The sequence below is a fragment of the Pedobacter jeongneungensis genome (genome assembly GCF_039538295.1).
Classification (GTDB): Bacteria; Bacteroidota; Bacteroidia; order Sphingobacteriales; family Sphingobacteriaceae; genus Pedobacter; species Pedobacter jeongneungensis.
Map to the genome: position 1 here is coordinate 39,180 of NZ_BAABBY010000011.1, position 24,379 is coordinate 63,558.

A 24,379-nucleotide genomic window follows, 5' to 3' on the forward strand; every position below is an offset into this window, starting at 1 on the left:
CTGTTTCACCAAATGAACAAACCTACATAATCCATCATTAACCGGCTGTGCCCGGTGAAAGATTTTTAGGTAAAAATCAAGTATAAAGATCATATAAGGTTATTACATTACAATGGGTTTTTGTTGCGGAGCATAGCTTAAATGTGCACCCATAGTAGTAGGATTGCTTCGTGCCTCGCAATTACGATTTTTCTTAATATATTAACCATGTAAGACATATAAGGGCCTATAAGGTTATTCATTATGAGGGAAAATGTAAACGCAAAAAAAAACGCCCTGAATTGCTTCGGGCGTTTTTATATGAGGAATCTGATTTTATACTTTTCTTACACCGCCTGAACCGATAACGGTTTTATCGATAGTAGGGTTGCCGGAGTAATTTACATTTCCTGATCCGCTGATTACCGCCCTGATGCTTTCGCTTACGGCAATATTTACAGTGCCCGAACCGCTGATGGTGCTGGTTAGTGTTTTTGTTGAAAAAGATTTACCGGCAAATGTACCTGAACTGCTGATGACCACTTTTGCATGATCTGCACCGCCATTGATGCTTATGGAACCAGAACCACTGATTACACCACTATAGTCATCTACATCGGCAGAAGCTTTGATATTGCCCGAGCCACTTACCGTTGTGGTTAAACTGCCTGTGCTGATTTTTCCGTTAACGGTGAGGTTGCCGGAGCCGCTTATGGTTAAGCTGGCCAGCTCTTTTGCGGTTACATAAGCCGTAATTTTTTTGCCTTCGTATTTGTTAGACCAGCTTCTGATACTGGTTTGTGGGCGGATAATTAAAATATTGCCTTTTACCTCGGTAACAATCGAAGCAATTGCTTCTGCATCGCCTTCTAAGCGGCAGCTTTCGGTATTGCCTAAAGTTACAATTACATTGATGGGGCCTGCTGAAGCTACGCCGTTAAAATTTTTAACGTTGCGGTCGTCGTTCCTTTTGCCTGATACATTGATGCCTGTGCCGTCTTTTGCAATTGCGTTAATGCCAGCGGTTAGTGTTAATGATGCCAATAATATTGCAAATACTTTTTTCATGGTTATAGATTTTATTTTTTAGATAAATAATGAGCTTTTCTTATAAGACGGTTGTTTTTGGGAAAAGTTGCACAAGTTGAAAATTATCGTTCCTGGGCGACTTCGGAAGTTACCGGGTTACAGGGCCGGGGAAACTTCCGAAGTTTGGCGGGTATTACCCTTTCTTAACATTAATATAAAACAGCGGATCGTGTTTAAAGTTACCGGCGTTTATGCTGGCATCAACTTTAATGGCTTTCCAATTGTTTGTTGGTTTAATTAAAGTATAAGCACCGGTTTTTAGGGTTACGCGCACAGGCATATCGAAACCTTTAACATCGGTTACCCAGCGGTAAGATAAACTGCCATTTTCGATTTTATATTCGAGAACCGGTATTTTGGTGTACCGTAAATACTGATCGAAAATCTTATCTAATTTTAAACCACTTTGTTTGGCGATGTAATTTTCGATCTGGGCAGTGGTTAAGGTCTGGTGATAAAAAGTTTTGTTTAATCCACGGAGGATCTGCCTGAATTTTTCGTCGTTATTAATGAGCTGACGGATGATGCTGATCAGGTTTGCACCTTTGGGGTACATATCGCCTGAACCTTCTTTGTTAACGCCATAAGGACCAATTACAGGAATATCGTTGCGAATGATTCTCTGTAATCCGATAACATATTCATCGGCAGCTGCCTTGTTCTCGGTACATTCGGTAAACAACACTTCAGAATAATTGGTAAAACCTTCGTGCACCCACATGTCGCCAATATCTTTTGAAGTGATGTTATTGCCAAACCATTCGTGTCCGCTCTCATGGATGGTAATGAAATCCCATTTTAATCCATGGCCGGTACCGCTTAAATCTCTGCCTAAATAACCCTGTTTAAACTGATTGCCATAGGCAACGGCACTTTGATGCTCCATTCCTAAATGCGGCGCCTGTACCAGTTTGTAGCCATCTTTATACCATGGGTAAGGACCGAACCAATATTCGAAACATTTTAACATGGGTTTAACATCTGCATCCCAGTGCGGGCGGGCTTTTGCACTGTCGGTTTGTAATGCCCAGTAATCGATACTCAGGTTTCCGTTTTCGCCGGCAAAGCTATCCTGCCAGTGTGCATATTTACCGATATAAAAAGTTACATCATAATTGTTGATGGGGTTACCTACAAACCAGTTGTATTGTTTGTAACCATCGTGTTTATCGACGGTATTTCTTAACCTTCCGTTTGATATTTCCTGCAAAGTATTCGGTATGCTGATGCTGATTAACATGCTGTCTACTTCATCGCTCTGGTGATCTTTATTTGGCCACCATACACTGGCTCCCAACCCCTGGCAGGCTACAGAAACAAAGGGATTGCCTGCGGCATCTTTTTTGAAAATGAAACCACCATCCCATGGCGGGGTTTTGGCCACAGTTGGGTTACCTGAATAAAAAACAGTGAATTTATCTTTGCTTCCTTTTTTAATGGCTTTGGGGAAGGTGACAAAAACAGCGTTATACTCTCTTGTAAAAGGTAAATCTGTGCCCCTGTACACTACCTTTTCTATTTTAAGGTTGTCGAAGAGATCGAACTGAAGTTTAGTAAAATCCTGTGCGGCGGTAAAGGCAAATTCGTTGCTGCCGGTGATGGATTTCTGATCAATATCAATTTTCACATCTAAATGGTAATAATTAATGTCGTAACAGGTACGCAAAGGGGTAAGTGTTCCACGGAGGCTATCGGCCCTGGAGTTTACCTGGTTTTTGCCCAGCATTTGTGCCTTTGTGGCAGGAATGCTGAAAGCAAGGGCGAAAAGAATAAATAGTTTTTTCATTTATTTATTGATTGGATAAGTTTCCGGTTCGTGGAGACACGAACCGGGGCTTTGCAATGACGATTTAGCTTATTTGATCACATCAACCTCAATAAAGCTGTCGTTAAAAACGGTTTGTGTGGCTTTAATATAATCGGCTTCTGTTGCTTTATAGGGGTTTTCTACAAATTTCTGAGGGTTACGCGCAAACAATGGAAAAGCAGTACTCTGCACCTGGATCATAATCCTGTGTCCTTTTTTAAAGGTATGCAATACATCCTGCAACTGAAAATTAACATCGGTTTTTTGATTGGCCACTAAAGCTTCAGGTTTTTCAAAACTATTGCGGAAACGGGCCGGCATTACCTCCGAACGTACCATTTGCCAGTAATTGCTTAAGGTAATATTCTTGTTTGGCATGTAAGGATTGTTCGGTTCATCGGCAGGATACACATCGATCAGTTTTACAATGAAATCGGCATCGGTACCGGTAGTGGCAATTTTAAGGTGCGACATGATTTCGCCGCCTAAGGTAATGTCGTTATCCAATACATCGGTTTGGTAAACAAGCACATCTGGTCTTCTGCCCGCAAAACGCTGATCTTCACTCATGTAATTGTGCGGGGTAAAACCTAAGCTAGTGGTTAAATCTTCGGTATATGGAACTGGCTTTAAAGGATCGCTGATATAATTTACTGAGCCAGCTGCTGATGGGGCAGTCATGCTCAGTTTGCCATCGGCACCCAAATATAATCTTTGTTTGCCGGCTTTTTCAGTTGGCCATTTTGTAAAGGTTTCCCATTGTTTTTTACCGGTATCGAACATGTAGGCTTCTGGCAGGCCAGAGTTTTTATCTCCGTTGCCTTTTAAGAAATGGTTAAAGAATTTGGCTTCAATTTCATTTTGATAAAAAGTGGCAATGCTATCGCCGAAATAAACATTGCTGTGCATGGTATGGCCGGTTTCGCGGCTCCATCTTCCATGTCCGAATGGTCCCATAACAATGGTATTATAGGCATTGGGGTTTTTCTTTTCGATGGTTTTGTAAATGTTTAGCGGACCTGATAAATCTTCGGCATCGTACCAGCCACCCACCAGCATTACGGCAGGTTTAACGGTATTGTAGTGTTTTAACAATCCGCGTTTTTGCCAAAACTCATCGTAGTTTGGGTGATTTACGGTTTCCTGCCAGAAAAAGTTGTCTTTATAATATTTATCGGCATTGGTTAAAGGGCCAAGATCTAAAGCAAACTGATAGCCATCTTTTGTTTTTGGCAAAATCATCTGGTTGTTGTACCAGGCTTTTGAAGTAGTATCGGTTTTCTGAACACCAAATACCGGGAAGGTAAAGAAATAGCTTTGTAAGAAGGAGCCATTGTGGTGGAAATCGTCAAAAAAGAAATCGGAAATCGGAGCCTGCGGCGAAGAAGCTTTTAATGCAGGGTGATTGCTTAAGATGCCGGCTGCGGTATAAAAACCCGGATAAGAGATTCCCCACTGGCCTACTTTGCCATTGTTATTGGCTACATTTTTAACCAGCCAATCGATGGTATCGTAAGTGTCTGAACCTTCATCTACATCTTTCTTTGTTTTTTTATTGTCGATTACAGGTGTCATGTTTGTCCAGGTACCTTCACTTTTCCAGCGACCGCGTACGTCCTGCATTACCACGATATATCCTTCTTTCATCATTAATTCTGAAGGGCCTAAACGTGCCGGAAATTTATCTTCGCCGTAAGGGGCAACGCTATAGCAGGTGCGCTGCATAATCATCGGGTATTTTTTATCCTTTGAGGCATCTTTGGGCGTATAAATGGCGGTAAAAAGTTTGGTGCCATCACGCATGGGGATATACACTTCTTTTTTGGTGTAGTTTAACTTTGGGTATCCTGCATCGCTTTGCGCAAAGGCCGTGGAGGCTGAAAGCAGGATGATGATGAGTTTAAGGTATTTCATTTTTTAAGAATAATAAGCTAAGTTGTTGTTGTCGGTCCTTCGACAGGCTCAGGATGGACAACTCAAAAGTAAAGTTTTGCTCATCCGGTTCGTGGGGACACGAACCGGGGCGGACGGGTTTATTTTAATACCGAAACAGTAATAAAAGAACTGTTGTGTACATCATGATAAATCTTGTGTGTTGCTTTCTGGAAATCCTGTGGCTCGGCCTGATAAATGTCCATAAATTTCTGTGGATTGCGATCGGCCAAAGGAAACCAGGAGTTCTGGATCTGGATCATAATTTTATGTCCCTTTTTAAAGGTATGGGCTACATCTGGCAAAGGATAATTTACTTTGGTAATTGTTCCCGGAACAAAAGCTTCGGGCTTTTCGAAACTGTTGCGGTATTTGCCACGCATAATCTCTCCACGTACCAGCATCTCGTAACCGCCCATGATCAGGTTTTTTGGGTTTGGTACCGGGTTAGGGGCATCTTCAGGGTAAACATCAATCAGTTTTACCACGTAATCGGCATCAGTTCCGGTGGTAGAAACTACCAGGTTGGCCAGTACCGGTCCGGTTAGGGTAATGTCTTCTGTTAAAGCATCGGTCTGGTAGGTTTTAACATCTGGCCGGCGGGCAGCAAAACGCTGATCGTCGATCATATATTCGCGGGTTCGTTTAGCCTGAATACCATCCTGGTAAGGAACCGGATTATTAGGATCGCTTACATATTCGTCCCAGCTATCGGTTCTGCCCACCTTTTCGAAAGCCAGTTTTCCATTAGGTTGTAAGTACAGGTTTTTGGTTTCTACATCTTGTGGTGGCCAGGTTTTAAATTTTTTCCATTCGTTACTTCCCGTTACGAAAATGTTTGCTTCTGCAGCATTAAAATCGCCTTCACCTTTTAAATAATGTTTAAAAAAAGGTAGCTCGTATTGTTGCTGGTAATCGATACTGGTGGTTTTGCCGAAGTTGATGTCGCCAAGAAAAGAACCATCACTGCGTACCCAGCCACCATGGAACCAGGGGCCGGCTACCAGGATATTGTTTGCACCTGGATTTTGTTTTTCAATGGCTTTGTAGGTGGCAAAAGTGCCATAAGCATCTTCAGCATCGAAGAAACCGCCCACTACCATAACGGCAGGTTTTACATTGGTTAAATGTGGGGTAATTAAACGCGATTTCCAGAAGGTATCTAAATTTGGATGTTTAAATAAATCGTTCCAGAATTTAATGCTGTCTGCAAAATAACGGTCTTTAAGGTTTTTAACTGATCCGGCTTCCAGGTAGAAACGGTAATTGTCCTGAATCGGAAACTGAAAGCCTTTTGGCCCTTTATCAGGTGTAATGGGTTGAGGTCGCGGAACGCCGAAACTGCCCATAAAACTAAAGGCATCCATTAAAAATAAAGTGCCGCGATGGTGAAAATCATCTCCTAAAAACCAATCGGTAACGGGCGCCTGTGGCGAAACGGCTTTTAAAGCCGGGTGCGCATTTGGCAAGGAAGTAGTAGAGTAAAAACCCGGGTACGAAATGCCATAAATGCCGGCGTTACCGTTATTGCCTTTTACATTTTTTATTAACCAATCAATGGTGTCGTAAGTATCTGTACTCTCATCAATGGCTGTTTTACCTTTTTTGCCCAGTACTTGCGGGCGGATATCGGCGAAAGTGCCCTCACTCATCCATCGGCCGCGCACATCCTGGTAAACAAAAATAAATCCTTCGCGCATCATGGCCGGGAAATTGCCCAGGCTCAGCTTATATTTATCTTCGCCGTAAGGGGCAACGGTATAGGGGGTACGGTTAATTAAAAAAGGATATTTTTCGGTTTGATTTTTGGGTATGTAAATGGAAGTGAATAACTTAACTCCATCACGCATGGGGATCTGGCGTTCTATTTTGGTATAGTTCTCTCTCACATAGGCCGAATCAGTTTGCCGGGCAAATAATTCGCTGGAAATAAACAGGCAAAACAACAGGCCAAAAATTCTTTGAAGATTCATTTGTTTTAGTTTTTGGGAATAAAATTTAAATATAGGTGATTAGTGATTGATTAGAAAAAATAGCCGGTAAAAGGTTTGTTAATGATGGAAGATGGAATAGTCCGAAAGTCGGGGGACCGGGGTTGGAGGCCTAGGGGGTAAGGTTGGAAGAGGTAAGATGGAATAGTCCGAAAGTCGGGGGACCGGGGTTGGAGGTTTGGGGGTGAAAAAGAAATTGTGTCTTCCTGACTTGTGGTGAATAACCTTCTATTCGTCATTGCTTTATCAAAATTTAGTTAAATGTTGTTAAGGGATAATCTTTTAAGAATTTTAACCGTCATATTGATAATCGAATTAAACACAAAAAAATGAATAGGTTATTAAATAAAGGATTGGTTGTTTTCGCTGCAGCAGCGATGATTGCAACCTTAAGTATCGAAAGTGTTTCTGCGCAGCGGGCAAGCAGAGGTGGTGGTGGCGGAGGTTCTTTCGGCGGAGGCAGATCAGGTTCTATTGGCTCATCAAGGGGCGGGGGTTCCATTTCCCGTCAGCCATCTATGCGTGCACCCGGCAGGGGCAGTTATTCTCCGGGCATCCGTTCAGGCAGACCAAGTTATGGTTACAACAGGCCGGGCTATCGTCCGGGTTATGGCAGACCGGGTTATGGTTACAGACCTGGTTTCGGGAGGCCATATTACAGACCATACTATAGTTACTACAATTTTTACAGACCGTTTTTAGGTTTCAGGATCGGTGTATTGCCTTACGGTTATTATCCTTTTTATTATGGTCCGAACCAGTTTTATTATTCCGGTGGTTTGTTCTATCAGCAAAACAATGATCAATATGAAGTGGTAACGCCGCCAGTTGGTGCTGAGGTTCCGAATTTACCATCGGATGCAAATCAGGTAACCATTAACGGGGTAGATTATTACGAATATAAAGGTGTTTACTATACACAAAAAGAAAATGCGGATGGTAAAACAGTGTATGTGGTAGCCGGAAAAGATGGGGTTTTAAATACGACAGATGGTCCGGTGGATACGCACAATATCGGTGATATCATTAACCAATTGCCTGAAGGTTGCAGAGAGGTGACGATTAAAAATGAGAAATACTTTGTTTCGCCTGATGATGTGTATTATGAAGAAATAGTGGATGGGACGAATGTTACTTACCGCGTAATTGGTAAGTTGTTCTAGAAATAGTGGGTTTAGCGTGAAGTCGGATGTTACCATCCGACTTTTTTTTAGCCACAGATGCACGGATTGGCACGGAGATATTTTTTGGTAGTCAATACCTTATCCAGGATGAGATTACTCCGTGCTCATCTGAGCCTCCGTGGCAAAAACTATAAGTGAAATTGGATATTGCCATCCTACTTTTTTTTTAGCCACAGATGCACGGATTGGCACGGAGATATTTTTTGATAGTCGATACCTTATCCAGGATAGAATTATTCCGTGCTCATCTGAGCCTCCGTGGCGAAAACTATAAGTGAAATTGGATATTGCCATCCTACTTTTTTTTTAGTCACAGATGTATGGATTGACACGGAGATATTTTTGGTAGTCAATACCTTATCCAGGATAGAATTATTCCGTGCTCATCTGAGCCTCCGTGGCGAAACTATAAATGTGTAGTCGAATGTTGCAATCCCACTGTTTTTTTAGCCACAGATGCACGGATTGACACGGAGATATTTTTTGATAGTCGATACCTTATCCAGGATGAGATACTCCGTGCTCATCTGAGCCTCCGTGGCAAAAACTATAAGTGAAATTGGATATTGCCATCCTACTTTTTTTTTAGCCACAGATGCACTGATTGGCACGGAGATATTTTTTGGTAGTCAATACCTTATCCAGGATGAGATTACTCTGTGCTCATCTGAGCCTCCGTGGCAAAAACTATAAAGTGTAATTGGATATTGCCATCCTACTTTTTTTTAGCCACAGATGCACGGATTGACACGGAGATATTTTTTGATAGTCGATACCTTATCCAGGATGAGATTATTCCGTGGTCATCTGAGCCTCCGTGGCAAAAACTATAAGTGTAATTGGATATTACCATCCGACTTTTTTAGCCACAGATGCACGGATTGGCACGGAGATATTTTTTGGTAGTCAATACCTTATCCAGGATGAGATTACTCCGTGCTCATCTGAGCCTCCGTGGCAAAAACTATAAGTGAAATTGGATATTGCCATCCGACTTTTTTTTAGCCACGGATGTATGGATTGACAGGGAGATATTTTTTGGTATTCAATACCTTATCCAGGATAGAATTACTCCGTGCTCATCTGAGCCTCCGTGGCAAAAACTATAAGTGAAATTGGATATTGCCATCCGACTTTTTTTTAGCCACAGATGTATGGATTGGCACGGAGATATTTTTTGGTAGTCAATACCTTATCCAAGATGAGATTACTCCGTGCCCATTTGAGCCTCCGTGGCAAAAACTATTAATTGTTGCCGCAAAATCCATATTTTTACATCCTAAACATGTCGATTTGAAACCCATACGCCAGTTCTTTTTTGTTTATGCTCTTTTTGCTGTTGTATTCTCCTCCTGTTCGGTAACCAAAAATGTGGCGGTTAAGCAGGTAGAAACCAGTATCTCATCGGTTAAATTTCTTCACGAATACGTTTTGCCGCTAAACTTAAATTTTCAAAATACAGTGGTGGGCGGTTTATCGGGCATTGATTATGATGCAGCGCAAAATCAATATTACCTCATCAGTGATGATCCCTCGCAGTTTAGTCCGGCGAGGATTTATACCGCACAGATTGATCTCAAAGCAAATAAAATTGATACCATCCGGATTACCGGTGTTACCTATCTCCTACAGGAAAATGGAAAGCAATATCCCAAATATGGTACGGATAAAAGTGTAAAACCAGATGGCGAATCGGTACGTTATAATCCGCTTACTAAACAGATGATCTGGAGCAGTGAGGGAGAGCGGTTATTTAAAAATGGCGATACTACAATCGTTCAGCCCAGCCTAACTTTTATTTCTACGGCCGGAAAATTTTTAGATACTTTACCACTGCCAAAAGGCTTTCACTTTACCAAGAAGGAGAGCGGTGCACGTAAAAATGCATTGTTTGAAGGACTGACCTATGCCGATCATTACAAAACATTATATGCCAGCCTGGAAGAACCTTTATATCAGGATGGCCCGCAATCTTCTTTTGGATATGATAAGGCTTTAACGCGGATCTTGAAATTCGATGTGGCCACAAAAAAGAATGTTGCGCAATATGCGTACAACCTGGGCGATTTACCGGTTAAACCTACTGTAAATAACGACTGGAATATCAACGGCATTTCTGAAATACTGGCGGTTAACAACCATACGCTTCTGGTTATGGAAAGAGCCTGGGCAAAAGGGCATGATGACCATACTTTTTTAAAGCTTTACCTTGTTGACCTGAACGGTGCAGAAAATGAAATCGATAATGCATCTTTTGTGAAAAATCCGCCGAAGCCTTTAACCAAAAAACTACTTTTCGATTTTGATACTTTAAACAGGCATATCGATAATTTTGAAGGGGTAACTTTTGGTCCGGAACTTGCAAACGGACATCAATCTTTAATTTTTTGTGTCGATAATAATTTCGGGAAATCGCAGGTACAGCAGTTTTTCCTGTTCGAAATTATTCCTTAAACCAATTCTAACTTATAATGAGTAAAATAAAAGCATTGCTTTTCGATTTAGATGGTACATTAATCGATTCGGAGAAATTTCATTTCGATTGCTGGAACACCTTTTTGTGTGACTATAATGTAAGCATCGATTTTAAAGATTGGCTAAGCAATTATGCGGGCATTCCACTACCGAAAAACGCAAAAACGATTATCGACCGGTACAAAATTGATGAAGATTTAGATAGCTTTATTGATAGGAGGGAGAAAATAACTTTTGATGGTTTTAGAACAACGGATATCCGGTTAATGCCCTTTGCTTTAGAATTTGTGCAGTTTGCTTACGAAAAAGGACTTACGCTTGCAGTGGTTACTGCCAGTCCGAAAATTGATGTCGAAGCAGTTTTTGAGCGTAATGGTTTGGCGAAGTATTTCAGTTTGTTTATCACGCGGACAGATGTAAGCAAATCAAAGCCTGATCCTGAAAGTTATAACCTCTGCGTAGCGCGATTGGGTTTGGAAAAGGACGAATGCATTGTTTTTGAAGATACCTTAAACGGCGTTAAATCGGCCATGGCTGCAGGCATTACCTGTTACGCGATACAGAACAATGTACGTGCACATCAAAAACTAAAAATAGCTGATGAGCTTTTCCTTAGTTTTGCCAATGCCAAAGAATTTATGCTGCAAAAGGGATTGATTTAGTTTTGGAAAATTAACTAGCTTAGCGGAAAGCAATAGAAATTTTTATGGTGAAAAAAGGATTATGGATTTTATTGGCTACCTTCTCGATGCTGATTGGACTTTATCCGATAATTTACTTTTTGATCGACAGAAAATTTGGCCTTTTAAATTCAAAATCTGTTGAACTCTTAACCAATACTTTCTGGAACATCGGTTTTTATACGCACATTGTTTTAGGGGGAATCGCCTTGTTTATTGGCTGGATACAGTTCAGTCCGAAAATGAGAAACAGACGTATTGAATTACACCGAAAACTGGGTAAAGTATATGTTGTTGCGGTGCTGCTTAGTGCATTGGCAGGTATTTATATTGGTTTTTTCGCCACCGGTGGAGTGGTTTCTTCTGCAGGATTTATTTGTTTAGGCATCATTTGGTTCTACACCACCCTAAAAGCTTATTTATCCATTAAAAACGGCGAAATCGTAAAACATCAAAAAATGATGATTTATAGTTATGCGGCCTGCTTTGCTGCGGTTACTTTGAGGATATGGCTTCCGGTTTTGATAATGATTTATGGCGATTTTTCAAAAGCCTATCTGGTTGTTGCCTGGTTATGCTGGATACCCAATTTGATTGTTGCGTATTTAATAACAAGAAAAATTGCTGATCAATAAGTTTAATGCCATGTCTGTTCAGGAAATTTTAGCCAGTGTCGGATCGTTTTCAGTTCAGGATATGCTTCTTTTTGAAGAAAAAATCCGGCGGAAGGTATTCAGGAAAAATGATTTGCTATTGCGCCAGGGTGAGGTTTGTCAATCTGTTTATTTCATTTTGTCGGGATCCTTTTTTCAGTTTCAATCTGATGGCATAAATGAAACAATTATCGATTTGCACCTGCCGGAAGAATGGATGTATAACCACCCGAGCTTGATCGATCAAAAACCATCACACACCGCCATTAAAGCATTTGAGGCTGCTGAAGTTATTGAATTGAGTTTACAGCACCTGCATGAACTGATTGTAAAATCACAATCTTTTTTAAGCTTCGGTCGGGTTTTTAACCAACCAAACCACCGGACTTACCTGTTCGATCATGCATTAAGTCCGGCACAAAAGTATGGCTACATTACAAATGCCAAACCCCTTATTGTTCAGGTTTTTCCGGTTAAAATGATTGCTTCTTATCTTAAAATCGCTCCTGAAACCTTAAGTCGGGTTAGGGCAAGCCATTAAATTTCCTGATTTCGATCAAGTGCTGCTTTTGAGAAAAATCCTCATTTTTGAAATAAAAAAAATATGCTTACAGCAATCAATCCGAAACTGCCCATGCGGAATAAAGCAGTTACCAGAAACTTTTATGTAAATAAACTGGGTTTTAAAGATATTGGCAGTGCCGATTTTAGTGATTACCTGATGGTGCAGAAAGACCATGTGCAGATTCACTTCTTTTTATTCGAAGCACTCGATCCCAAAGAAAACTATGGCCAGGTTTATATCCGTACCAATGATATAAACGGGCTTTACCAATCGATGTTAGATACGCAACAAAGTATCCATCCGGCCGGAAGTTTGCAAACGAAACCCTGGGGGCAGAAAGAATTTGCCATGCTTGATCCGGATAGTAATTTGCTGACTTTTGGGCAGGAGGTTTAAGAGGGGTTTATTGGTCATTAGTCAATGGTTTATTAGTCATTTGTCAATGGTTTATTGGTTGACGGTTGATAGTTTAGTTGGTCCATTAGTCAATGGTTTATAGTTTACAGAAAAATTTACTCCCAGCTCCCAACCCCCAACTCAAAACCCCCAACTCAAAACTCCCGGCTAAATCAGCAACTGTTCTGTAGCCATATTAATCAGCTCAATGGAATTCTTAACGTCGAGTTTTTGCATCATGTTGCGGCGGTGGGTTTCTACGGTAAGCGGACTCAAAAAAAGTTCGTCGGCTATGCCTGTTGTGGTTTTTCCCTGTGCTATTAAACGTAAAATTTCCTTTTCGCGCCTGGTAAATTTGGGGCGGCCTTTTAAATCGTTGATTGATGGTTTGGCAATAATTTCCATCACTTCTTTACTAAAAGCCAGTTCTCCGTTAAGCGCGGTTTCGATGCAGTTTTTTAGTTCTTCTACTGAAGCATTTTTTAAAATATAACCACTGGCACCGTTTTGTAAAATCTGCATAATAATGCTCCTTTCAGTATGGTTGCTAATGGCAATAACTGCCGTTGCCGGCGATATTTTCTTAACCTGGGCGCAAAGTTCAATGCCATTAATGTCGGGCAGCATGATATCAAGCAACAGGATATCCAGTTCATGATCATTTAAAAAAATAATTAATTCGCTGCCCGACTGGAAACTGCCCACCACTTCCATATTGCCGAGGTTGTTAATTAGCGACACAATTCCCTGGATCACAATCGGGTGATCGTCCACAACGGCTAGTTTAATGTTCTTATTCATAACTAATTGGGATTTCGATGTTAAAAGTTGCACCATTGCCTGGTTGAGCATCAATTTCAAAATTTCCTTTGAGGTAAGCCACCCTGTTTTTGATGTTTTCTATGCCCATTCCCTTTTTATATGTTGAAGTATCAAAACCTTTTCCATTATCTTCTATGGTGATGTAAAAGTGGTTTTCGTTCTCGCTGCACTGCAAAACTACTTCAGTAGCACGGGCATGTTTTAAGGTATTGGTCAGGATTTCCTGTACAATCCGGTAAATGATGATCTGTTCTTCGAGCGCAATGTTTTTTGAGATATTTAATGCCTGAAAATCGATATGCAGCTCATGGCTCATGGCCGATTCTGCCAGATCTTTCAGTGCCGTTTCCAGTCCGAATTTTAATAAAGTCTGCGGCATCATGTTTCTTGCAATGTGCCTTAGCTCGGTAACAGAACCATCTAACTGGGTAACAATCCGTTGTAATTCTACATCGTGCAATTGCATTTCACGGTGTTTTGCCCAATTGGATAAGTTTATTTTCAGTCCCGATAGCATGCCGCCAAGCCCATCATGCAGGTCTTGTGCTACCCGGTTTCTTTCTTTTTCCTCGGCATTAAGCATCGCCCGGCTAATTTCCAGCTGTTGTTTCTGCTGTAAATCATCCACTTTTTGCTTATAGTTAATGGCCCGCTGTTCTGCCAGTTTTTTATAGCCATTAAAATAGAAGAACAAAAGAATAATAATTACCAGGAGAAAAAATGAAGCGGCGATGAGCAGCAGGGTAGTTATTTTATTGTTTTTGATAATCGCTGCATGCTGCTTTTTTTCTGCGTTTAAATGGGCAATCTTTTTCTGGTTTTCGGCATTTTTATATTTAATCTCCAGCGCATTAATATCTTCTTTGGTTTTATCTTCGTTGAGGCTATCGTTAAGCAACTTGCTTTTTTTGAGCAATTGGTAAGCTTCTTTAAAGTTGCCCAGTTCGTAATTTACCTCCGAAAGCGCCTCGGTTAGCCGGAGTTTGTTGGTTGCAAGCGTGTTAATTTCTGGCTGACCGACTACCTGTAACAATGTTTTTCTGGCTTCGGCAAATTTTTTCTGATCGAAAAGGATCCGGTATTTCTCAAATACAATTTCCTGTAGCGTATAATTATCTTTCAGCTGCTCAGCTAGTTTAATTGCCTTGCCGGCATCTGCCAGGGCCAGTTTTTCCTGCTTTGTATTAATGAAATAACGGGTGGTGCTTTTATAGTAATCGAGCCAGAATACTGCCATTGGATAACCTGTGCGAACATGATCCGACTTATCCAATATTATTTTTGCAAGATCGAGGTACTTTTTGGTTTCGCTGTAATGCTTTAAATGATAATAATTTTGAGATATGGTGATGTATAGATTAACGAGCAGGTAATATTTATCGGGAGTAGCGTCTTTTAAGGCACTCAGGCCCTGGTGCAGGTATGGCTTTGCTTTTTCGTATTGACCGATGTTCATCAGTATGGTACCAATAGAAACATATTCTGTACCGATAAATTCTTTTTCGCCAGCCTTTTTAGAAAGGGGTAAAGCGCGGTTGATCAATATATCCAGCGTGGTTTTGAGGTCATCCTTATGTTGTTGTATTAAAGCATAGTTATGCCAAACCATCGATCTTAAACGGTAAATGCCTTTTGTGTTAAACCTGCTCAATAATGAATCGGCATGGATGAGAAGCTTTTCTGCCTTTGGGTAATCCTTTTCCAGGTAAATTAAAGATTCGTACCAGTATGACCTGGCAAAAAGAACCGGGTTTTTCCTGCTGTGGTTTCTTGCCTTAGTTAAAAAAGCTACTGCTTTTGTACTATCATTATCAGCCCAAAAATCGGTTAGTTTAAAACCGGCTATAGCTTTTATACTATCCGGTGCATTGCCATTAATTAGGCTGTTCAGGCTGTCGGTATATTGTTTATCTGCTGGTTGCAACTGTGCCCTGCCATATAAAGAACAGAAAATCAGGGATAAAAACAGGGTGATGTAATTTCTCATTAAAACTAAAAATGCATGCTTTATCCATCAACCAGAAATTAAAGTCAGAATATACCTGAAATCAGGTAGAAAAAAATGGTGTTTTCCGGTTATTGCACAGCAAAACACGCATTTGTTTATTTGCAGTTCTATTTTTTAAAATCTAATTATGAAAAACATCAAAATTAAAACATTTGTACTTTCTTTCTTTGCGTTGGTTTTATTTACCGGCTTAATGTCGTGTAAAAAAGACGATGCAGAAACTCCTTCAAAAAGTTCGCACAAGGTAGTTTTTAAACTTGAAGCCTCTGCCGGTAGCAACATCAGTACAGTAGTTTATGGTTATGATACCCAGGTAACCACTGCAACCAGCTTAAGCGGCACTACCTGGACGAGTCAGGAAATTACGGTACCTGCCGGAACCATCTCTTTAAATATTGCTGCCGGTGCAACAGGTGCAAATGCGACTTCTACCTTAAAAGCACGCATTTATGTTGACGGGGAACTGAAAAGTGAAGGTACATCAAGCGGGGCGGTTTTGAGTGCTTCGGCATCGTATAGTTTGTAGTTTATTGGTCATTAGTTCATTGGTCAATAGTCATTAGTTTGATGGTTGATGGTTTAATGGTTGATGGTTCACGGCGTGGATTGTATATCATTTAGTTAACGCCAGACGCGAAACGCCAATCGCTTAACACCAACTCCGGACTTCCGACTAAAAACTTCCGACTAACGCCCCCGTTCATTAGTCCGTTAGGTTTGAATTTAACAGCACATTTTATACGTTGAAAGTAAAATGTTTTGTACGCTCATCAAACCAACGGACTTTTGTGCTTTGTTATGGCATTATATTGAGGCTCAGCCCTTGCTTACCTGTTAATGCATCATTTAGTATTGGCCAATTTGCTTTCAGCTTTCCGCCTTTTTTCCCTACATTTGGCTAATTAAAATTATCAAGAAATTATGCAATACGATGTCGTTGTTATCGGTTCAGGGCCGGGCGGTTATGTAGGCGCAATCCGTTGTGCTCAGTTAGGTTTAAAAACTGCAGTAGTAGAAAAATATAAAACTTTTGGAGGTACCTGCTTAAACGTAGGCTGTATCCCATCTAAGGCTTTGTTAGATTCTTCAGAGCATTTCCACAACGCTGCCCATACATTTACCACTCACGGTATCAACTTAAAAGATTTAAAGGTTGATATGAAACAGATGATCGCCCGTAAAGACGACGTTGTTGCTCAAAATACAGCCGGTATCACCTATTTGTTCAAGAAAAACAAAATCGATTCTTTTGAAGGCGTTGGTTCTTTTATAGATAAAAATACCATTCTGGTAACCAAAGCTGATGGTTCTACTGAAACATTATCTGCTAAAAATGTCATTATTGCTACAGGTTCTAAACCAACAGCCTTACCATTTTTACCAATCGATAAAAAACGCATCATTACTTCAACCGAAGCTTTAAATATTAAAGAAGTACCAAAAACAATGGTGGTTATTGGTGGTGGTGTAATCGGCCTGGAATTGGGTTCAGTTTATGCCCGTTTAGGTACAAAAGTTTCTGTGGTAGAATTTTTACCCTCAATTATCGGTACAATGGATGCTGGTTTAGGTAAAGAACTTCAACGTGTTTTAAAGAAAACTTTGGGCATGGAGTTTTACATGGGCCACAAAGTTACCGGCGCAACCAATAAAGGTAAAACTGTAACGGTTACTGCTGAAACACCAAAAGGCGAAACCATTTCTTTAGATGCTGATTACTGTATTGTTGCTGTGGGCCGTACGGCTTATAGCGAAGGTTTAGGTTTAGATAAAATCGGAATTACGGTAGAAGAAAGAGGTAAAAAAATCCCGGTTAACGAACATTTGGAAACTTCGGTTAAAGGTGTTTATGCCATTGGTGATGTTATTACCGGTGCCATGCTGGCACACAAAGCAGAGGATGAAGGTACTTATGTTGCCGAAACCATTGCCGGACAAAAACCGCATATCAACTATAACTTAATTCCTGGTGTGGTTTATACCTGGCCAGAAGTTGCTTCTGTAGGTTTAACCGAAGAGCAATTAAAAGAAAAAGGCGTAAAATATAAAGCGGGTTCATTCCCTTTTAAAGCAAGTGGACGCGCAAAAGCGAGTATGGATACCGATGGTTTTATTAAAGTGTTAGCCGATGCTGCTACTGACGAAGTTTTAGGTGTACACATGATCGGTCCGCGTGCTGCAGATATGATTGCTGAAGCTGTTATTGCAATGGAATTCCGTGCTTCTGCCGAAGATATTGCACGTACCTGCCATGCTCACCCAACTTATACCGAAGCATTAAAAGAAGCGGCGCTTGCTGCAACTGATAACAGGGCGATACACATTTAACTATTGGTCGTCATACTGAACTTGTTTCAGTATCTGCTTAATAAATCTTAAACAAAAAATCCTGGTATTTATACCGGGATTTTTTGTTTAATTTTTCCGTTATCTCGAGTGGAGTGCAACGTAGTCGAGATATCTATCCAGTTACATCACCCCCAACCCAATCGCGAATTCTTAAACTCCAGAGTTCATTTATTATAATTACGTCATCTCGACCGGAGCGTCGCGAAGTGGAGAGATCTATTGCGAGGTAGATCTCTCCCTGCCCGTAGCAGGCGGGTGCTCCGCTATGCTGCGGTCGACATCACGAATTGGGGCGCTTTCACCTCTGCTCTTTAGTCTTTCACCTTTTTTCCCCCCAATAATAAAAACTAAGCCTTATATTGCGCCATAAAATAAACTTTAGGGGTGCCTTCAAAACAGTTGGCTGAGAATATACCCGTTTTATAGGTGAAAAGTAAGAGGTAAAAGGCGACAGGTTAAAACCCTATGCCCTAAACCATATACCTTATGACCTATAAATGAACCTGATCCGGATCATGCCGGCGTAGGAAAATTAGTTTGTCTGCACAAGCTGTGCACAATGCATTCTGCATTTGAAGACTCCTGAAGTTGTATCACAAAATGAAGTCTTTGTTATGAATTACATTAACGTATTAACCATAGCCGGTTCTGATAGTGGGGGTGGGGCAGGCATTCAGGCCGATTTAAAAACCTTTTCTGCATTAGGTTGCTTTGGCACTTCGGTAATCACTGCCATAACCGCACAGAACACCATGGGCGTGAGAGCCGTGCATGGCATTCCGGCTGAAATGATTAAAGACCAGCTCCAGGCGGTGTTGGAAGATATTGCACCTGTGGCCATTAAAATCGGGATGATTAACCGTGCCGAAGTGGTGCAGGTGATTGAAAAAGAACTAAAGGCTTATACCAAGCAGGTTCCGGTCATTTTAGATCCGGTAATGGTGGCTACCAGTGGTCACCGGTTAATTGAACCCGATACCATTAATGAGTTAATCGCTAGATTGTTCCCTATCGTAAGCCTGGTTACTCCCAATATTGATGAAGCCATAATCCTAGCCGATCAGGAAATTTATAACCTCGATGATATGATTGCTGCAGGACGCAAAATCATTGAAAAAGGAGCAAAGGCAGTTTTGGTAAAAGGCGGGCATTTAGCCGGGCCGGTTATTTATGATGTCCTTATTGCTGGAAATGATGCCCCGTTGATATTGGAAAGCGCTTTTATCAACTCCAAAAACCTGCACGGAACAGGTTGCACCTTATCATCAGCCATAGCAGCTGAAATGGCAAAAGGCAACGATTTACTGGCCGCAATTAAAAATGCAAAAAATTATATCAGCAATGCCTTACAAGCGGGCAGCGAAGTAAAAACAGGGCAGGGCAACGGACCCTTAAATCATTTTTTTAATCCCCTAAAATTAATTATCCAATGAAATGGAGTGAGCAGGCATGGGAAAGGGTTAAACCCATCTACAATAAAATTTTAACCATGCCCTTTAATACCGAACTGAGCAATGGCACCTTGCCCAAAGAAAAATTTATCTTCTATTTAGCACAGGATGCTTATTACCTTCTGGAATTTGGGCGGACTTTGAGCACCATTAGTGGCCGAATGCAGGATGCAGAACTGATACTGGCTTTTGCCGGATTTTCTACAGGAGCAATTTTTGCCGAGCGGAGTTTACACGAGAGTTACTTTGTAGAATTTGGTTTGCCAGATAAAGTAGCACCTACTCCATCTACACTTTTGTACACCAATTATATCCTTAATCAGGCGGCTTACGCTAGTGTCGAAGTTGCCGCTGCGGCGGTGCTACCTTGTTTCTGGATTTATAAAGCTGTAGGAGACTATATTTTTGCAGAACAAACCGGAGATCAAAATCCTTATAAAAGGTGGATCGATATGTATGCCGGAGCAGAATTTGCCGCTGCAGTAGAAAAAGCAATTGCCATTACCGATCAGCTGGCTGCAGGAGTTAATGAAGAAACCAGGGAGAAAATGTTGGTTGCTTTCGAAATGGCTACACGGTTGGAATGGATGTTTTGGGACAGTGCTTATGAACAGGAAAAATGGAAAATTTAATATTTTAACCCTAATCATCGCAAATTTTTTGATTTAAAATCAAAAAATAGTCGGTATTTCCAATAGATTTAAGGAACTTTGCAGCTTAATCTATTATTTAAAACATCAATTTTGGAAGAAAGTACGCAAGACAAGGAAATTTTAGTTAACCAAGAAAATAAACCTGTATTAGCACAAAGCTCTCCAAAACAAGTCCGTTTAGCCATATCAGCCTTCTATTTTATGCAAGGCGTCTGTTTTGCAAGTTGGGCCAGCAGGATTCCCACTTTCAAGGCCTCGATGGGTTTAAACGATGCCGAATTAGGATCTATTCTTTTCGCATTGCCTGCAGGGCAGATTATTACGATGTTTTTTTCTGCAAAACTCACTACACATTTCGGTAGCAAAAAAATGCTCAGAGCAACCGCACCGCTTTATGCCATTGCCTTAACTTTTTTGGCTTTGGCAAGCACAGGCTGGCAGCTGGCCGCTTTTTTGGTGCTGTTTGGCATCACAGGTAACCTTTGCAACATTGCCCTGAATACACAGGGTGTTGCCGGTGAAAATTATTATGGCAAACCGATAATGAGCTCCTTCCACGGGGCCTGGAGCATTGGGAATTTAACCGGGGCATTAATTGCGCTTGGATTGGTGAACTTAAAACTGGGTATGTACACCCATTTTTGGATCGTTGCCTTAATATCACTGACGAATGTAGTATTTAGCTCAAAAAAATTATTAGATCACAATAGCAAACCTGATGTTCCGGCTGAAAAAACAAAGTTTTTCACCATGCCGCAGGGCATTCTGGTTTTATTGGGTATTATCGCTTTTTGCAGCATGGCTACTGAAGGTACAATGTTCGATTGGAGTGCTATTTACTTTGAAGACGTGGTGAAATTGCCTCATAATAAGGCTATTATCGGCTATGCATCGTTTATGTTTATGATGGCCAGCGGACGGTTTTTAGGTGTTTATCTGATCAGCAAATTCGGACGGAAAAACCTGTTGCAAATCAGCGGAGCCATTATCTCAATTGGTATGGCACTGGCTGTAATATTCCCAAATATTATTGTGGCTATTTTTGGTTTTATGCTTATTGGTCTGGGGGTTTCGAGTATTGTACCGATGGTTTACAGCATTGCTGGTAACAATAAAAAAGTGCCTGCAGGTAAGGCCATCACTATGGTATCGAGTATAGGTTATTTTGCCTTTTTGTTCGGTCCGCCATTAATTGGTTACGTATCGCAGTTATCCAGCTTGCGTTATTCCTTCGGGATCATTTCTGTTTTTGGCCTGCTGATCACTTTTTTGGTTACGAAGATAAAAGCTATAAATTAGGATTTCATTCCATAAAAAAACATATCTATTATTTGGAGCGCAGGTTCAGTACAAAAAAAATAAATTTCTTCCCGTTTTTCGCTTGTACGCTTTGCTTCCTCGTGCCTCGTTGCTTCAGGGTACCGCTTCAACCGGGGCTAGGTGGCCAAAACAGTGTTTCATTTTTAGGGTTGCAAGGTGCAGAAACCGTTGTTCATAAACCCGATTGTAGCGGGCATCCCGATTTAAGCATTGTTGTTTATTATTTTGGTATGCTTGCTTGTTTCACAGGTTTTATCGGGATAAAGCGCAAAGCGGGACTGCAAGCCTCCATGAACTACTGTATGCTCATTTCCAAATCTTAAACTACTAAATTTGTCTTGATTTCGGGCGGAGAGACACCAACTGATAGAATAATAAGCTTAAATTTTCTTCAATGTCTTATCTATTCTTTCCTGATTATTCCATGTTCCTTCAAGGTAGCAACTGCGAGTTCGATTAACCTGAAATTTTCTTCCTGATGCCCGTGCTGTACCTCTACATTAATATAAGGAATATTATTCTGCATGGCATAAACCGAAAGTGAACCATCGTTGGTTGCGAATTTAGATTGCAGGATTACATTAACATTTGCTTTTTTTAAACTGCTGAATAATCTTGCTTCGGTTACATAAATCAGGTCATCGCCATCCATCTGGAAGTTGATGTAAACAGAATCAGCCGTGCTGGCCAGGTCATATCCTGGCAGGTAAGAGGCGATCCCAAAGCCTCCATCAGCATTATTATGGAGTGTTAAAAAATAACCCGTCGTTTTTGGATCGTAAAAATCAACAATCTGCTTGCCCGCGCTTAGTATTGCTTTCTCGACTTCATTAGAACTGAACTTATCTTTTTTTAACCTGGTATTTACACCCACTTCTGTATAGATCGCATTGGGATCAATACGATACTGATCGTCCATATAGCTGAAATAATAATCTCTTACCGCTCCATACTGACTGTCGATCAGCTCACCACCATACCAGCGGATATAATCGAAACCAGCTTTAACACCAGTATCTTCATTGTCGTGCACCACCAAAAACTTTACGCCGTTGGGTTTGTAGCTGTATTTCACTAAGGTAATATCCAGATTACAGAGTTTAATAAAACTCGAATCGGTACTCATAGCGGCAAAAACGGGTGGATGTTGCGCTTTTACGAGGAATGTGGAAAAGATTAGGAACAGGCTAAGGATGATTTTGAACATAATCCCTAATATACAATGTGGGTACATAATTTGTTTGCTGACAGCATTGTAGAATTATCTGCGCATGGCTCAGAACAAGTTATTTAACTGTATTTTTCAATGTTCCTGTGGTAAAAAAATAATCATTCCGATTACATATGAAGATAGCTTATTGAAATAAAATTCATTATCGATAGCCAAAACTATATGTTTTTGATGAATTTTGGCTGCGGATAGATTTTTATCTACAGCCAAAACCATATATTTGATTTATATTTTGGCTGCGGATAAAATTGTTTTTCATCATTAACATTAAAAAGAAAAGAAATGGAATTGCTCATTGGAAGAATTGTTGAGAAAAAAATACTGTCAGAGGCACTTACGTCATCCTCATCAGAATTATTAGCGGTTTTTGGCAGGAGGAGGGTTGGAAAAACTTTCCTGATCCGCTCAGTCTTTCAGAAACAGCTTATTTTTGAACTTTCGGGTGTTCATGATGCAAATGCAGCTGAGCAATTGCTTAATTTTAGCAAGGCCATGGCAGATGCATTAGATTCCCCATTAACTCCTGCAACCCCCAAAAACTGGACAGAAGCCTTCTGGCAACTTAGAGAATTTGCAACCCCTATACTTAAAAAAAGAAAAGCTGTAATTTTCTTTGACGAGTTCCCCTGGCTAAGTTCACATAAATCAGGTTTTCTTTCTGCATTTGAATATTTTTGGAACCAATGGGCTTCACAACAGCCGAACCTGATTGTTGCGATATGTGGATCTGCTGCCACCTGGATGATTAAAAAGGTTGTAAATAACAAAGGAGGCCTGCACAATCGGCTGACGCGTAAAATACGCCTTTTACCTTTCACCTTGTACGAGACAGAACAGTATTTAAAAAGCAATAATATCCATCTTGACCGTTATCAGGTGCTAAATATTTTTATGGCAATGGGCGGTGTGCCACATTACCTGAAAGAACTTAAAAGAGGGGAAAGTGCTACTCAGGCTATCGACAGGCTTTGTTTCACTAAGGATGGCCTCCTCTCAACAGAATTTGCAAACCTTTACCGCTCGTTGTTCGAAAACGCAGGCAGGCACATTTCTGTAGTAAAGGCACTTGCAGACAAAACATCGGGATTAACAAGAAACGAAATCATTGCGGCATGTAACCTGCAGAGTGGAGGGACTACCAGTCTTTTGCTCGAGGAACTTGTGGAGTCTGGTTTCATTACTCCGCACCTGCCTTTTCAAAAGAATGCCAATCAGAGCATTTACAAACTCAGCGACGAATACAGCCTTTTTTATCTTAAATTTATCGAACATACCCGTGCCACCGGTGCAGGCACATGGCTAAAAAAATCATCAATGTCTTCCTGGAAGAGCTGGACTGGTTATGCCTTTGAAGGGATCTGCATGAAACATACCGGTAATATTAAACAGGCACTGGGCATTTCAGGAGTTTTTACAGAAACATCAGCCTGGCGACATGCTCCAAAAGATGGAAACGGCGCACAGATCGATCTCTTGTTAGACAGACAAGATAATGTGATTAGTGTATGTGAAATGAAATTTTCAAATACCGGGTTCGCAATAGATAAAGCTTACGCTGCGGAATTACAGTACAAACTTGAGATATTCCGTCAACAGAGCAAAACCAAAAAAGCGTTATTTCTAACAATGGTTACAACCTATGGTGTTAAAGATAATATGTATTCTATTGGCCTGGTACAGAATGAAGTGACTATGGATGATTTGTTTTTGCCACAATAGTACATCAAGAGCGTTAAGCACTCCACAAAAAAGCCCCGATTTGGGTCGGGGCTATTGATTGTTAATATGGATGTT

At 40.8% G+C, this 24,379-nt stretch carries 19 protein-coding genes; 12 read left to right on the plus strand and 7 right to left on the minus strand.

Annotated features, from left to right (window positions below; genetic code table 11):
* Positions 1–315 precede the first annotated feature (315 nt).
* The 4 genes from ABD769_RS20160 to ABD769_RS20175 form a co-directional block, all read right to left on the minus strand.
* Entirely contained in the window at positions 316–1,047 is a 732-nt protein-coding gene (locus ABD769_RS20160) for a head GIN domain-containing protein (protein ID WP_344853162.1), read from the minus strand.
* 154 nt (positions 1,048–1,201) lie between these two features.
* Positions 1,202–2,854, minus strand: coding sequence for a M1 family metallopeptidase (locus ABD769_RS20165; RefSeq protein WP_344853163.1), 1,653 nt, complete (start codon positions 2,852–2,854; stop codon positions 1,202–1,204).
* Positions 2,855–2,923: 69 nt separating this feature from the next.
* Positions 2,924–4,789 (minus strand): CocE/NonD family hydrolase, encoded by a 1,866-nt coding sequence (locus ABD769_RS20170; protein WP_344853164.1) that lies wholly within the window; start codon positions 4,787–4,789, stop codon positions 2,924–2,926.
* A gap of 119 nt (positions 4,790–4,908) precedes the next feature.
* The gene (locus ABD769_RS20175) at positions 4,909–6,780 is read right to left on the minus strand and encodes a CocE/NonD family hydrolase (protein ID WP_344853165.1); all 1,872 of its coding nucleotides are present in this window, start codon (positions 6,778–6,780) and stop codon (positions 4,909–4,911) included.
* A gap of 347 nt (positions 6,781–7,127) precedes the next feature.
* On the opposite strand from ABD769_RS20175, the gene ABD769_RS20180 reads away from it, so the two are divergent.
* From ABD769_RS20180 to ABD769_RS20205, 6 genes are all read left to right on the plus strand, one after another.
* The gene (locus ABD769_RS20180) at positions 7,128–7,961 is read left to right on the plus strand and encodes a DUF6515 family protein (RefSeq protein ID WP_344853166.1); all 834 of its coding nucleotides are present in this window, start codon (positions 7,128–7,130) and stop codon (positions 7,959–7,961) included.
* A 1,314-nt stretch (positions 7,962–9,275) separates the two neighbouring features.
* Positions 9,276–10,436 (plus strand): esterase-like activity of phytase family protein, encoded by a 1,161-nt coding sequence (locus tag ABD769_RS20185; protein WP_344853167.1) that lies wholly within the window; start codon positions 9,276–9,278, stop codon positions 10,434–10,436.
* 17 nt (positions 10,437–10,453) lie between these two features.
* A complete protein-coding gene (locus ABD769_RS20190; RefSeq protein ID WP_344853168.1) occupies positions 10,454–11,119 on the plus strand; it encodes an HAD family hydrolase in 666 nt (221 codons plus the stop codon).
* A 44-nt stretch (positions 11,120–11,163) separates the two neighbouring features.
* Positions 11,164–11,772 carry a DUF2306 domain-containing protein gene (locus tag ABD769_RS20195; protein ID WP_344853169.1) on the plus strand — a complete coding sequence of 203 codons (609 nt, stop codon included), beginning with the start codon at positions 11,164–11,166 and terminating at the stop codon, positions 11,770–11,772.
* Positions 11,773–11,782: 10 nt separating this feature from the next.
* Complete coding sequence (locus ABD769_RS20200) at positions 11,783–12,331, plus strand: Crp/Fnr family transcriptional regulator (protein WP_344853170.1); 549 nt, start codon at positions 11,783–11,785, stop codon at positions 12,329–12,331.
* A 63-nt stretch (positions 12,332–12,394) separates the two neighbouring features.
* Entirely contained in the window at positions 12,395–12,751 is a 357-nt protein-coding gene (locus ABD769_RS20205; protein WP_344853171.1) for a bleomycin resistance protein, read from the plus strand.
* A gap of 168 nt (positions 12,752–12,919) precedes the next feature.
* On the opposite strand, the gene ABD769_RS20210 is transcribed toward ABD769_RS20205, so the two are convergent.
* Both ABD769_RS20210 and ABD769_RS20215 read right to left on the minus strand, forming a co-directional pair.
* The gene (locus ABD769_RS20210) at positions 12,920–13,552 is read right to left on the minus strand and encodes a response regulator (protein ID WP_344853172.1); all 633 of its coding nucleotides are present in this window, start codon (positions 13,550–13,552) and stop codon (positions 12,920–12,922) included.
* Complete coding sequence (locus ABD769_RS20215) at positions 13,545–15,560, minus strand: ATP-binding protein (RefSeq protein WP_344853173.1); 2,016 nt, start codon at positions 15,558–15,560, stop codon at positions 13,545–13,547. Before ABD769_RS20215 ends, ABD769_RS20210 begins: the two co-directional genes overlap by 8 nt.
* Before the next feature lie 148 nt (positions 15,561–15,708).
* Between ABD769_RS20215 and ABD769_RS20220 the strand changes: the two genes are divergently transcribed.
* From ABD769_RS20220 to ABD769_RS20240, 5 genes are all read left to right on the plus strand, one after another.
* Positions 15,709–16,107 (plus strand): hypothetical protein, encoded by a 399-nt coding sequence (locus tag ABD769_RS20220; RefSeq protein WP_344853174.1) that lies wholly within the window; start codon positions 15,709–15,711, stop codon positions 16,105–16,107.
* 395 nt (positions 16,108–16,502) lie between these two features.
* Positions 16,503–17,909 (plus strand): dihydrolipoyl dehydrogenase, encoded by a 1,407-nt coding sequence (gene lpdA, locus ABD769_RS20225; RefSeq protein ID WP_344853175.1) that lies wholly within the window; start codon positions 16,503–16,505, stop codon positions 17,907–17,909.
* A 635-nt stretch (positions 17,910–18,544) separates the two neighbouring features.
* Positions 18,545–19,363, plus strand: coding sequence for a bifunctional hydroxymethylpyrimidine kinase/phosphomethylpyrimidine kinase (gene thiD / locus ABD769_RS20230; protein ID WP_344853176.1), 819 nt, complete (start codon positions 18,545–18,547; stop codon positions 19,361–19,363).
* Positions 19,360–20,013 carry a TenA family protein gene (locus tag ABD769_RS20235; protein WP_344853177.1) on the plus strand — a complete coding sequence of 218 codons (654 nt, stop codon included), beginning with the start codon at positions 19,360–19,362 and terminating at the stop codon, positions 20,011–20,013. Before thiD ends, ABD769_RS20235 begins: the two co-directional genes overlap by 4 nt.
* Before the next feature lie 111 nt (positions 20,014–20,124).
* Positions 20,125–21,333 carry an MFS transporter gene (locus tag ABD769_RS20240; RefSeq protein ID WP_344853178.1) on the plus strand — a complete coding sequence of 403 codons (1,209 nt, stop codon included), beginning with the start codon at positions 20,125–20,127 and terminating at the stop codon, positions 21,331–21,333.
* A 424-nt stretch (positions 21,334–21,757) separates the two neighbouring features.
* Here ABD769_RS20240 and ABD769_RS20245 read toward each other — a convergent pair whose 3' ends face one another.
* Positions 21,758–22,561: a hypothetical protein gene (locus tag ABD769_RS20245; protein WP_344853179.1), complete on the minus strand. Its 804-nt coding sequence runs from the start codon at positions 22,559–22,561 to the stop codon at positions 21,758–21,760.
* A 306-nt stretch (positions 22,562–22,867) separates the two neighbouring features.
* On the opposite strand from ABD769_RS20245, the gene ABD769_RS20250 reads away from it, so the two are divergent.
* Complete coding sequence (locus tag ABD769_RS20250; RefSeq protein WP_344853180.1) at positions 22,868–24,304, plus strand: AAA family ATPase; 1,437 nt, start codon at positions 22,868–22,870, stop codon at positions 24,302–24,304.
* Positions 24,305–24,379 lie beyond the last annotated feature (75 nt).